Genomic DNA, 12,862 nt, shown 5'->3' with positions numbered 1-12,862 from the left:
TTGGTATCAAAATGAGTTACTTTTTCCAGTATACCTCGTTGTGACGGATCATAGCTTGTAAATCAGTCACATAGTCGGAACCTCGCTCAGAATATTTTAACAAGCCATTGGTGAGCTCTGTCGCCGTTGCGGTTGTTAAAAGATCATCACCTTGCGCAGCAAGTTTTGCACGAATCGCTCTTAGATCGGCGTAAGCACGATTACGATTAAGGTTCATGAAGTAACGATGCACGGATTCTTGGCTTGAAGAGAAAGTTGCGACTTCATGCGAGCTACCTTCGTTACGTTGTAGCGGAACAAGGCCACAACCTTTGGTGTAACACCAGTGCCCGAAATAGTTGTTGGCTTTGGTAGCGAAACGCGACGTTCCCCACGCTGACTCATTCGCAGCTTGTGTCAGTACAAGCGCCTCTGGCAGCACATTCACGCGGTTAAGCATCTCTGTCAGCCATGCCTGATCCAAACCTTCACTAGGCACTGGCAGGCTGTATAACTTCCCTAACCTTTTCGCATAAGACGCGTCTTCAGAATCAATATTGCTTAAATCAGATTCAGAGAGCTTAGTTAAAAACGCGCGCTCTTTGGTGATACGCTTGTTTTCAATATTAATGCTTGGGCGTAGGAACGAAAAGAACGTGTCCTTTTTCTCATTCACATCTTCGATGGCCGCAAAGTTCGGTGTGCTCGAAGAAACCGTCAAGTCACCAAACTGGTCAGCTGAATTGGCGCTTTGCTCTGTCGTACGTCGACGCTCTTCTTCTTGGTAAATATAAGGACCAATCAGTGAGATAGACCCAACAAGAGCCAGTGCCGTCACTTTAAGCGCAAGTGATTTACTTGCGCTTGCTTGTGTGTCTTTATGCATCGAACACCTGTGGGTTTTTGTTATTGTCGTCGTTATTACTGTCGTTGTTATCGTCATCGCTCTTTGGACGATCCGAAGCAATCAGTTTCAACTTGATACCAAACATTTCACGGTAAAGGATACCTTTCACGTGGAAGAAGAATGGAAGAACGAAGATTAAGCCAATGCCGTACATCATCGCAGCCACGATGAACATCAACATAACCATTAAGTAGATAGACGCGACTACGAAGATCTTCTTATTTACTGCTCTTAATGAAAGCAGCAGCGATTGCATTGGCGGTACTTTCTTATCACATATCAGCAGAATGGAATGGCTGAACGCAAGTGAGAAGTAGATAGACAAGAACGGCAGAATCATACCTGCGATGCCTTGAAGCATTAGGCTAAACAAAGTCACTAGAATCACCGGAACCGTAAACTGCAAACCTTTACCGATGTGGCGTACTTTGGTTTGTAGACCAGCAGCGTGGCTCATTGCCATTAAACAGATACCGGCATAAATAGGTGCGCTGATCACTTCATAGCTAAAGTTCGCAATAAAAATCGATTCAACGATTTGTGGCGTGAACGACTCTGGGTCGATAACCGCATCCAAGATAACCGCAGGATCACCAAGCTGTAGTTTTAGTGCGATATAAAAGATAGCGAGCTGCACAAACATCAAAGCAATAATCGCAGGGGAAAACGAAAGAAAGTGACTTATCGTATGTTTCCAAGCTTCTTGGAATACAGCCGTTGCTTTGAGCTCATAATCGCCAGAAAGTGCACGGTTGATACTACCGCCCAAATTAAAATCTTTTTCGATGTCGTTGTTCATATTGATACCTAGGTGTGCCGATTAAGCGAAGCCACCTAACTTATTGATAAAAAATTACCTTCATTATACTCATATGTCGGATACAAACTAAAATATGAATCTGTAACAAGGCTTGCTTTTGCGTCTTAATGGTTAATAATTAGACACTTGTTAGGGTGTAAACCCAGTAAATAACAGTATGGTAAAGGATGTTTACTTTTACCTGCGAAATTTTTTATCTTCGAAAGGTAAAAAATGCTTTGAATTCACGTTTTTGGTGATTATGATGCGCGCCTTAAAGGTGTATAGCAACAGGTCTCAAATAGAACCAAGGTGGAGAAAAACAGACGTTGAACGCTAAAAAATCAGTAGGAAAGCCAGTAGTACAGCTAACTGGCATCAGTAAAAGTTTCGATGGTAAGGAAGTCATCGGCAATCTGGATTTAAACGTAAATCATGGTGAGTTTCTCACGATTTTAGGCCCATCAGGTTGTGGTAAAACAACCGTGCTAAGAATGATTGCGGGTTTTGAAACGGCAGATAGTGGTCAAATACTATTAGCTGAACAAAACGTAACCCAAGTTCCTGCTGAACAAAGGCATGTAAACACTGTATTCCAAAGCTATGCCCTATTCCCGCATATGACCGTTTTCGACAATGTGGCATTTGGCTTACGCATGCAGAAAGTTCCAAACATCGAGATTGAACCTCGTGTAATGGATGCTTTGAAAATGGTGCGCCTAGAACAAATGGCACAACGAAAGCCACACCAGCTATCTGGTGGCCAACAGCAACGTATCGCAATCGCTCGTGCTGTCGTTAATAAGCCTAAAGTTCTTTTGTTGGATGAATCTCTATCTGCTCTGGATTACAAACTACGTAAACAGATGCAAATCGAGCTGAAACAATTACAACGCCAACTTGGTATCACGTTCATTTTTGTAACGCATGACCAAGAAGAAGCGCTGTCTATGTCTGATCGTATTATTGTTATGCGTGATGGCGTGATTGAACAAGATGGAACACCAAGAGAGATCTACGAAGAGCCTAAGAACTTATTTGTGGCGCGTTTCATTGGTGAAATTAACGTATTCGAAGCGACAGCGAAATCTCGTCAAGATGAAAAACGCATTGTTGCGACAATCGAAGGTGAAGAGTCCATTATCTATCACGATAAAGACGTAACACCGGGTCAAAAACTGCAAGTATTGCTTCGCCCTGAAGATCTTCGAATCGAAGAAATTAAAGAGTCTGAGCAACGCGGTATTGTTGGCCACATTGTCGAGCGAACCTATAAAGGCATGACATTAGATTCAGTCGTAGAACTTGAATCTGGTATGCGTGTCATGGTTAGCGAATTCTTCAACGAAGATGACCCTGATGTTGATCACTCACTGGGCCAAAAAGTTGCAGTAACTTGGGTTGAGAGCTGGGAAGTGGTATTAGAAGATGAGCAAGAAGTTTAATTTACAAAACGCAATCGTTGCTTTAATCACAGGTTGGTTAGTGCTGTTCGTGATGATTCCAAACATCATGATCATCGGTACTAGCTTCCTTACTCGTGATGAAGCGAACTTGATCGAGATGACCTTCACTCTCGATAACTACGTGCGTTTGGCTGACCCGCTGTATTTTAAAGTGTTGATGCACTCTTTCTATATGGCAATTGTCGCAACCCTACTTTGTTTAATCATTGGTTACCCATTCGCTTACATCGTGGCAAAAATGCCGGCGAAGTGGCGTCCAATCATGTTGTTCCTAGTGATTGTGCCATTCTGGACTAACTCTTTGATTCGTACATACGGATTGAAAATTGTACTGGGTACGCAAGGTGTCTTAAACAAAAGCTTGTTAGCGCTAGATATCATTGATAAACCGCTACGTATCATGTACTCAGAAACCGCAGTAATGATCGGTTTAGTGTACATCCTACTTCCGTTTATGATTCTGCCGCTGTATTCAGCGATTGAAAAACTGGACGATACGTACTTAGAAGCGGCTAAAGATTTAGGTGCGAACAAACTGCAAACGCTATTAAAAGTAGTATTGCCACTAACAATGCCGGGCATTATTGGCGGCTGTTTATTAGTACTACTGCCAGCGTTAGGTATGTTCTATATCTCTGACCTATTGGGCGGAGCTAAGAACCTATTGATTGGTAACGTGATTAAGAGCCAGGTGCTCAACGCTCGAGACTGGCCGTTTGGTGCAGCGACGAGTATCGCCCTGACCATGGCAATGGCTGTGATGCTTTATGCCTACTACCGAGCAGGTAAGCTATTGAACAAGAAAGTGGAGCTAGACTAATGGGTCGCACAGTTAAGTTCAGCTTTATGGCGCTGGTATACGCCTTTCTATACCTACCTATTATCGTATTGATCGCTAACTCGTTTAATGCCAATAAGTTTGGTATGAAATGGGGTGGTTTCACCACTAAATGGTATGACGCGCTTATTAACAACGACAGCCTAATGCAGGCTGCGTGGCACTCGATCAACGTAGCGGTGTTCTCTGCAACAGCCGCAACGATTGTCGGGAGCCTTACAGCAGTAGCCCTATTCCGTTACCAATTCAAAGGTAAAGGCATCGTAAATGGCATGCTGTTCATCGTAATGATGTCTCCAGATATCGTAATGGCGATTTCGCTTCTTGCGCTATTCTTGGTAATGGGTGTTCAACTGGGGTTCTTTACCCTACTTGCTGCTCACATTACCTTCTGTCTACCGTTTGTTGTAGTAACGGTATACAGTCGCTTGAATGGCTTTGATGTGAAGATGCTAGAAGCCGCAAAAGACTTAGGTGCAAGTGAATGGACGATTCTAAAACAGATCATTCTACCTCTTGCTAAGCCAGCGGTTGCTGCGGGTTGGTTATTGAGCTTCACTCTGTCTTTGGACGATGTGATCATCAGCTCTTTCGTAACCGGACCAACGTATGAAATCTTACCACTGAAGATTTACTCAATGGTTAAAGTGGGTATCTCTCCTGAGGTAAACGCCCTAGCAACAGTGATGTTAGTGGTGTCGTTAATACTGGTGATCATTTCTCAGTTATTAGCGAGAGAAAAAATCAAGTAAGTCTCCTACTCTATACAGAGACTGGCTTGATTAAGAAGTTAAGAGACTTCAAGTTCAAAAAAGTGTTAATCATAAACAGAATGGTAAATTGCCATTCTGTTTTTCTATCTACTGCCTTCGGGCAACGTTTAGTTTGGAGCTAACGTCAATGAAAAAATGGGCTACTCTATTAGCTGGTAGTGCATGTGCGCTTTCAATGTTATCTGCACCATCATTTGCAAAAGATAACAAAGAATTGGTATTCATGAACTGGGGACCTTACATCAACAGTGAGATTCTAGAACAGTTCACTGATGAAACTGGTATCAAGGTTATCTACTCGACTTACGAATCGAACGAAACCCTGTACGCAAAGCTAAAAACACACAACAAAGGCTATGACCTAGTTGTGCCGTCGACTTACTTCGTATCTAAGATGCGTGACGAAGGTATGCTACAAAAGATCGACAAAACTAAGCTGAACAACTTCAAGAATCTAGATACTAACTACCTAGATAAGCCGTACGACCCAAGCAACGACTACTCTATTCCCCACGTAGTTGCGATCACAGGTCTTGCTGTTAACACTGACATGTACGATCCAGAAGATTTCCAAAGCTGGGCTGATCTATGGAAGCCTGAGCTTGAAGGTCAACTGATGATGATGGACGACACTCGTGAAGTGTTCCACATCGCATTACGTAAGTTAGGTTACTCTGGTAACACAACAAACGAAAAAGAGATCGACGAAGCGTACGCTGAACTGCGTAAGCTAATGCCGAACGTTCTAGTATTTAACTCAGACAACCCAGGCGCGCCTTACATGTCTGGTGAAGTGGGTCTTGGTATGCTGTGGAACGGTTCTGCTGCTGCAGCGCAAAACGAAGGTCTACCAATCAAACTGGTTTTCCCTAAAGAAGGTGGCATCGGTTGGGTTGATAACTTTGCGATTAGCTCTGGTGCGGTAAACGTAGAAGCGGCTCATAAGATGATCGACTTCCTACTTCGCCCTGAAATTGCTGAGCAAATCTCTCGTGATACTGGCTACCTAACAGCCGTTAAAGCGTCTAACGAGAAGTTCAAAGACAGCCCTGCGCTATTCCCATCGCAAGAAGACCTTGATCGTGTTGAATGGCAAGCTGCGGTTGGCGATAAGACAGTGAAGTACGAAGATTACTTCATGAAACTTAAAGCAGGTCAGTAATTTAGCCTATTATCTCACAGCGACTAAGTAACTGGTTTACTTAACAGCCCGACGTAGAGAATCAATAAGTTAAAAATAAGAATATCAATGAATAGGCAGCTTAGGCTGCCTATTTTATTATATCGCTGCTATAATATAGCGCGATTTTTCGAAATCCTTTTACCTTGGGTTCACTACCCAGCTCCAAATCAAACAAATGAACGGAACAGTAATGAAAAAAACACTGTATACCGGCGCATTGTGTGCTGCTACTTTACTTTCTACACCCTCTTTCGCAGCTGACCAAGAACTGTATTTTTACAACTGGTCTGAATATATTCCAAATGAAGTACTAGAAGACTTCACAGAAGAGACTGGTATCAAAGTCTACTACTCAACTTATGAGTCTAACGAAAGCATGTACGCTAAGTTAAAAACTCAAGGTACGGGTTACGACTTAGTGGTTCCTTCTACTTACTTCGTTTCTAAGATGCGTAAAGAAGGCATGCTTCAAGAGCTTGATAAAACCAAGCTAAGCCACTTTGCAGATTTGGATCCAAATTACTTAGATAAGCCATTTGACCCAAATAATAACTACTCAATCCCATACATCTGGGGTGCGACGGGTATTGGTATCAACTCAGACATGCTAGACAAGTCTTCAGTTAAAAACTGGGGCGATCTGTGGGATACGCAGTGGGAAGGTCAACTGATGATGATGGATGACTCTCGTGAGGTTTTCCATATCGCTCTATCTAAACTGGGCTACTCTCCTAACACGACTAACCCTGAAGAAATCAAAGAAGCCTACGAAGAACTTCGTAAGCTAATGCCAAACGTATTGGTATTTAACTCAGACTTCCCAGCGAACCCTTACCTAGCAGGCGAAGTGTCTCTTGGTATGCTTTGGAATGGCTCTGCTTACATGGCACGCCAAGAAGGCGCAACGATCGACATTATCTGGCCAGAGAAAGGCGCTATCTTCTGGATGGACAGCCTAGCAATTCCAGCAGGTGCTAAGAACACAGAAGCGGCTCATAAGATGATCGACTTCCTTCTTCGCCCTGAGAACGCTGCGAAAATTGCTCTAGAGATCGGTTACCCGACACCAGTTAAAACCGCTTACCCTCTTCTTCCTAAAGAATTTGCTGAAGACAAGAACGTTTTCCCACCACAATCAGTGATGGATAACGGCGTTTGGCAAGATGAAGTTGGTGAAGCGAGTGTCATTTATGACGAGTACTTCCAAAAACTTAAAGTAAACAACTAGACTGTTACTGACAGGTTAATAAAGCGGCGTAAGCCGCTTTATTTTTATCTATACTTTATATAGTATGGCATTAAACGATATGGAGTGCGTTATAATATGCCAGCGAACCCGATATTATTGGTTGTGACTCTGATGCTTCTTGCGTCGTTCTTGATGCTCGGCCTGAGTTCATTCATCCACATAGACTCTAATTACGACCTGTTTTTCGAAACAAACACCCTCGTGATTACCATGTATATCTATTACGTTGCTCGACATGCCATTCGTCCCCACAAGATCCTTCGCTGTGGCGCACGCCTTCTTATTTTCAACCTCTTTTATGATGTAACGACAGAGCTCAAATACCTCGATGAGTGGGCAGATAGAAACGAATTACTCGATACATTTCTTGAAGATGGTTTATTGCAGATCGCCTTCCTACTTATCGCTTACGGTATTACTGAACTGACAACCAAATTGAAAGATCAGGGCAAGCAAGATGAGCTAACAGGCCTATACAATCGCAAGAAGTTCGACGCGATCCAGCTTAAGGAGTTCGAGCTAATCTACTTTGATTTGGATGGATTAAAGCAGGTCAATGACCGCAAAGGGCATCAAGTTGGCGATCTGATGATCGTTCGTTTCTCTCAAGCGCTCAGTCAATCCGCACTCGAAGATGAAATGGTCTTTAGGGTTGGAGGCGATGAGTTTGTTGCGACAGCGCAGCTTGGCCGTGGAGGCGAGTTTGTTACTCAACTTACTAACCTACTGCATGGAGAAAACATCAGCTTCTCTTACGGCATTGAAGTGACCAATCAAGATAACTTTAAACAGGCGCTTATTGAGTCAGATAAGGCAATGTACGAGATGAAGAAAGCCCAACGAACTTAAGCCCGTTCCTATCTTACCTTACGACACTCGCGTTAGCGTTAGCCGTAAGTAGAAACAAAAAAGCAAACATACATGTGACTCTAAGATCTTTAAAGCCGATGTACATTTGCCATTGATAATGGATTAGGAAGTTTTAAGCCGTTAGAGAGCCCTTCTCTGAACATAACAGCTCGCCAACCAGTTTAGGCACCTCGATACTCGCCTTGCCATAACGCTTCTCTTCAAATTCACTTTCAACCGCACTTGGTTCGAGGTTTATCTCAATAGTATGTGCACCATGCATTTTCGCATCATGAACAAAGCCTGCCGCTGGATAAACAACCCCTGAAGTTCCTATAGAGATAAACAGATCCGCTTCTTCGAGTGCTGAATAGATGTCACCCATTCGTAATGGCATCTCGCCAAACCACACAATATGAGGACGCATTTGCGCCGGGATTTGACAGCAATGACAGAGTTCACCGGTTTCGATGTCACCTTTATGTTCGATAACTTGATTCGATTCACTGCAACGTGCTTTTAAAAGTTCACCATGCATGTGAATAATGTTGTCGCTACCGCCTCTCTCGTGCAGGTTGTCGATGTTCTGAGTGATGATTGTTACTTTGCCATCAAGTTTGTCTTCGAGCTCACCTAGCGCCTTATGGGCAGAATTTGGTTGAATGCTCTCACCTTGTAAGCCATGGCGGCGCTTGTTATAGAATGCTTGAACCAAGTCGGGGTCTTTCGCAAAACCTTCTGGGGTCGCGACATCTTCGATTTTATGGTTTTCCCATAGCCCGTCTTGTGCTCGGAATGTTTGTATCCCCGACTCCGCAGAGATGCCAGCGCCAGTAAGAATTACGATATTTCGATATGGGAAATGCATACAACGTCCTTTTCAATATGTCACTTTGTAACAGCTTAGCACTGTTCAAATTCCAACAATAGTTTTAGGGATTAGACCATAGTCTTAGGCAACTGAATTCATTGGCTATTTGTGACATAACTCGCTCGGTGGGTGCTGCCGTTGTTACGCAAACTCTCTGTTTTGCTTTTCACTGAAACAAAAAAGCGACCGAAGCCGCTTAGTTTTGTTTAACTGATGTCTACTTGATGAGCTTAAACCCATCAAAGTGAACGACGTTAGTCTTCGTTGATAGACGAGATCTTATGGATTGAAAGATCCGCGCCGTTGAATTCGTCTTCTTCACTTAAACGTAGGCCTGTTAGTTTGCTCAACACACCATAAACAATCATTGCGCCAATCAAAGCCACAGCAATGCCCGCCAGTGTGCCGACAACTTGAGAAGCAAAGCTCACGCCCCCTAGCCCCCAGAATGTTTGCGAACCGAAGATACCAGCAGCAATGCCACCCCACGCACCACATACGCCGTGCAGAGGCCATACACCCAGCACATCATCGATCTGTGTTTTGTTTTGCATGTAAGTAAATAGGTAAACAAATAGCGCGCCTGCCACGCCGCCCGTCACCAAAGCGCCCAACGGGTGCATTAAATCTGAGCCCGCACAAATAGCGACGAGACCAGCTAAAGGTCCATTGTGAATGAAGCCTGGGTCATTTTTACCTGCAATTAGAGCCGCAAGAATACCGCCAACCATGGCCATGAGTGAGTTCATCGCCACCAAGCCGCTGATACCATTGATCGCTTGAGCTGACATCACGTTAAAGCCAAACCAACCCACACATAAGATCCAAGAGCCTAGCGCTAAGAAAGGGATGTTTGATGGCGCGAAGTTGGTGTGTTTACCCGCACGGATTCGACCTTTACGCATCCCTAAGAAGTAAACTGCGACCAAAGCAATCCAACCACCTACGCCGTGAACCACTACAGAACCTGCGAAGTCATGGAACCCGTAACCAAACTGGCCTTCTAGCCAATCTTGAAATCCAAAGTTGCCGTTCCAAATGATGCCTTCAAAAAATGGATAGATGAAACCAACCGTAAACAGTGTCGCAATCAAAATTGGGTAGAAACGTGCACGCTCTGCGATACCGCCTGAAACGATTGCTGGGATTGCAGCTGCGAATGTCATAAGGAAGAAGAACTTAACCAGCTCATATCCGTTGCCTTGCGACAGTGTTTCTGCGTCTGCAAAAAAGTGTGCACCGTAAGCAACCCAGTAACCGATAAAGAAGTAAGCAATGGCGGAGACACCAAAATCCGACAGGATCTTAACGAGCGCGTTTACTTGGTTCTTCTTTCGAACGGTACCGACTTCTAGAAATGCGAAGCCAGCGTGCATCAAGAAAACCATGATGGCACCGAGTAATAAGAATAAAGTATCTGAACTTTGGGTAAGGGTTTGTACTGCACTATGAACTTGAGTCACCGTTTCACTCATTAAAGCATTCTCCTTCGCTTTATCTGATTTGCACTGATATCGTGCGATTCAATGTTGTAATTAATTAAAGACTCAACAGTAAACGCAAGATGCGTTCCAAGTATGTGGTGTAATTTTCGTGCAACAGTTTTTGCTTTTAACTTGCTGATTAATAGTGCATAAATTTATCAGTGCACTTTCTTGGTTCTTAATAAGTGTGAAAATGGAAACAAGAATTGCACCAATTAAGGGAGTTGCACCATATTGAAGCGGTCAATGAGTGGGTTCTGATACAGGGAGTGGCTGACAACTATTTACAGGTCCATAGGCTTAAAAACAAAAAGCCCAGTGAAATGAATCACTGGGCTTTCTTTAGATATGTCGTCAACGTATTAGCGTTACAGGTTTGGTCCTGTTGTCGGGTTTTGCGGTAGGTTTTGACTTAAACGCTGCATACCTTGATACATACGAATAAACCAAACCACAATCGCAACACCACCAAACAACATGCCTACATACGGGATGTAGTAAGCGATGTCATCGATAATGTGGTTTTGATACCAGTAATCGTTCACACCGATCAACACGCCATTAGAGGTTGCTACCGTCACGATAAGCACAACAAAGAACGTCAGGTTCAAGAAGAACGAGCGAATCAAGCCGTAGTAATGGGTATCCACTACTTCCCCGTCTTCGCCTTTATCTAAACGATAGCCCGCGTAGATGATGGCAACCACACCAGAGAGAAGACAAGTAAATGGCGTAAAGCAGCTTAGGATGTAAGCGACCCAAATACCTTTATGAGGTTTGTTCATTCTTATTCACCTCTTCCGTTTTCTCTGTTGCAGCGTTAGCGCTTTGTTCAACGCCGTTTTTCTCTTGTTCCATCACTTCTTTGTACCAAAGGTCATGATGCTCTTTTGCCCAAGTTTCATCAACTTCGCCTGTTACCATGCCTTCTAGTGCCCCTTCCATACCGAACAAGCCGATGTAGATGTGGAACACAAAGCCACAGATAAGGATCAAAGCAGCCAACATGTGGACTAGGTTTGAAAGCTCCATATCACGACGCGTTTGACCGAAAATTGGGAAGTCTAAAACCAAGCCACTGATCGCAGCCACACTACCCATTACAATCAATAGCCAGAACAGCGCTTTCTCACCCGCGTTCGAAAACTCTGCAGATGGATGAGAACCTTTATGTTTCCCGACCATACCACCTAGTTTCATGAACCACTGGATATCGACCATCTTGAAGATAGACTTACGCCACCACTTGATAAGAACAGCCATCAACAGCACATAGAAAATTGGGCCGATGTAGTTATGGTATTGCTTAGCCAGTAGAACGATGAAGCCCCAAAGGTCCGTTGGAATGTACGGCTTCAAGAAGTGCTTACCGTAAACCAACATCAAACCACTGAATGCCAGTGTTAAGAAGGTAAACGCCATGCTCCAGTGCAATGCACGGTCTAGTCGAGACCAACGTTTGATTTTACGACCAGTTCTTGGCGCGCTCAGCATTAGCGGGCCAATCACAACGTACATCAAAGTCACGAAAGCAATACTGCCAAAGATCGCGACAGCACCGGCTGGTGACATCCACTTCTCTTTCAATATGTACCACGTTTGACCCGGAGTACTGATCAACACACCGTGCTCAGCTGATTGAGATGTGGTGTAACCTTCCTCACCATTTCTTACTTGTCGCCAAAAATCAGCGCCAGCAAGTTGTGTGATTTCTCGTTGAGCAGAGCTCGATTGAGTTTGTGATGAGTTCGTCTCAGATGCATGACTCATAGGAGAAAGCATTGTTAGTGCTGCCAACATCGGCAGCACAACAAGGAAGAGACGCTTAAACATTGTAAGCATATGTCTCTCCTACTTAGCTCTTAGTCGCATCGTAAGAAAGGTCGTTGCCGTCTGTCCAACCTGCACCTTTCGCACCACGTTCAACAACACGCTGACGGAAAACATCAGAAACTTTCTCTGCGTCACCCGCTAGCAGTGCTTTGGTTGAACATAAAGAAGCACACATAGGTAGTTTGCCTTCAGCAATACGGTTCGCTCCGTACTTCTGACGCTCTTCAACAGAACCTGGCTCTGTTTCAGGGCCACCTGCACAGAATGTACATTTGTCCATCTTACCGCGCTCACCAAATGCTTCCTGTTTAGGGAATTGAGGTGCGCCAAACGGACAAGCAAACAAGCAGTAACCACAACCAATACATAGGTCTTTATTGTGAAGTACGATGCCGTCTTCTGTATGTTCAAAACAGTCTGCAGGACAAACTGCCATACAAGGTGCATCAGTACAGTGCATACACGCTACTGAGATAGAGTTTTCACCCGGTTCACCGTCGTTTAGTGTTACAACGCGGCGACGCTGAATACCCCATTCCAGAGCATCATCATTTTCATTCTTACATGCAGTGACACAACCGTTACATTCGATACAACGCTTGGTGTCACAAAGAAATTTCATTCTAGCCAT

The 12,862-nt window shown here is 44.0% G+C and carries 13 protein-coding genes; 6 read left to right on the top strand and 7 right to left on the bottom strand.

Annotated elements, in window-relative coordinates:
- Positions 1–16: 16 nt before the first annotated feature.
- Together MSG34_RS14585 and MSG34_RS14580 are read right to left on the bottom strand one after the other, a co-directional pair.
- Entirely contained in the window at positions 17–865 is an 849-nt protein-coding gene (locus MSG34_RS14585; protein WP_048615949.1) for a glucosaminidase domain-containing protein, read from the bottom strand.
- Positions 858–1,685, bottom strand: a complete 828-nt coding sequence (locus MSG34_RS14580) for a hypothetical protein (RefSeq protein WP_048612081.1) — start codon at positions 1,683–1,685, stop codon at positions 858–860. The genes MSG34_RS14585 and MSG34_RS14580 overlap by 8 nt, the downstream gene beginning before the upstream one ends.
- A 329-nt stretch (positions 1,686–2,014) precedes the next feature.
- Between MSG34_RS14580 and potA the strand changes: the two genes are divergently transcribed.
- The 6 genes from potA to MSG34_RS14550 all read left to right on the top strand — a co-directional run bounded on the left by potA (position 2,015) and on the right by MSG34_RS14550 (position 8,043).
- Complete coding sequence (potA, locus tag MSG34_RS14575) at positions 2,015–3,130, top strand: spermidine/putrescine ABC transporter ATP-binding protein PotA (protein WP_048615947.1); 1,116 nt, start codon at positions 2,015–2,017, stop codon at positions 3,128–3,130.
- Entirely contained in the window at positions 3,114–3,971 is an 858-nt protein-coding gene (gene potB / locus MSG34_RS14570) for a spermidine/putrescine ABC transporter permease PotB (protein ID WP_017059630.1), read from the top strand. Before potA ends, potB begins: the two co-directional genes overlap by 17 nt.
- Positions 3,971–4,741, top strand: a complete 771-nt coding sequence (potC, locus tag MSG34_RS14565) for a spermidine/putrescine ABC transporter permease PotC (protein ID WP_004733706.1) — start codon at positions 3,971–3,973, stop codon at positions 4,739–4,741. Before potB ends, potC begins: the two co-directional genes overlap by 1 nt.
- Before the next feature lie 148 nt (positions 4,742–4,889).
- Complete coding sequence (locus MSG34_RS14560; RefSeq protein ID WP_048610987.1) at positions 4,890–5,924, top strand: extracellular solute-binding protein; 1,035 nt, start codon at positions 4,890–4,892, stop codon at positions 5,922–5,924.
- Positions 5,925–6,135: 211 nt separating this feature from the next.
- Positions 6,136–7,173, top strand: a complete 1,038-nt coding sequence (locus MSG34_RS14555) for an extracellular solute-binding protein (protein ID WP_017059627.1) — start codon at positions 6,136–6,138, stop codon at positions 7,171–7,173.
- A gap of 84 nt (positions 7,174–7,257) precedes the next feature.
- Positions 7,258–8,043 (top strand): GGDEF domain-containing protein, encoded by a 786-nt coding sequence (locus tag MSG34_RS14550; protein WP_248338106.1) that lies wholly within the window; start codon positions 7,258–7,260, stop codon positions 8,041–8,043.
- A 133-nt stretch (positions 8,044–8,176) separates the two neighbouring features.
- Here the strand turns inward: MSG34_RS14550 and cobB are convergent, their stop codons facing one another.
- The 5 genes from cobB to fdh3B all read right to left on the bottom strand — a co-directional run bounded on the left by cobB (position 8,177) and on the right by fdh3B (position 12,862).
- The gene (gene cobB / locus MSG34_RS14545) at positions 8,177–8,911 is read right to left on the bottom strand and encodes a Sir2 family NAD+-dependent deacetylase (RefSeq protein ID WP_050645566.1); all 735 of its coding nucleotides are present in this window, start codon (positions 8,909–8,911) and stop codon (positions 8,177–8,179) included.
- 257 nt (positions 8,912–9,168) lie between these two features.
- Positions 9,169–10,389, bottom strand: a complete 1,221-nt coding sequence (locus MSG34_RS14540) for an ammonium transporter (protein ID WP_048610990.1) — start codon at positions 10,387–10,389, stop codon at positions 9,169–9,171.
- A 377-nt stretch (positions 10,390–10,766) separates the two neighbouring features.
- The gene (locus tag MSG34_RS14535) at positions 10,767–11,183 is read right to left on the bottom strand and encodes a hypothetical protein (RefSeq protein WP_017059624.1); all 417 of its coding nucleotides are present in this window, start codon (positions 11,181–11,183) and stop codon (positions 10,767–10,769) included.
- Positions 11,167–12,240, bottom strand: coding sequence for a formate dehydrogenase subunit gamma (locus MSG34_RS14530; protein ID WP_248338104.1), 1,074 nt, complete (start codon positions 12,238–12,240; stop codon positions 11,167–11,169). Before MSG34_RS14530 ends, MSG34_RS14535 begins: the two co-directional genes overlap by 17 nt.
- 13 nt (positions 12,241–12,253) lie before the next feature.
- On the bottom strand, positions 12,254–12,862 hold the full coding sequence (fdh3B, locus tag MSG34_RS14525; RefSeq protein WP_004742271.1) for a formate dehydrogenase FDH3 subunit beta: 609 nt from the start codon (positions 12,860–12,862) through the stop codon (positions 12,254–12,256).

Origin of the sequence: Vibrio sp. 1CM2L, from assembly GCF_023161695.1 — a bacterium.
Lineage (GTDB): Bacteria > Pseudomonadota > Gammaproteobacteria > Enterobacterales > Vibrionaceae > Vibrio > Vibrio coralliirubri.
The sequence above is the reverse complement of the archived record's forward strand: the minus strand, read 5'-3'. Positions and strand labels throughout refer to the sequence as shown.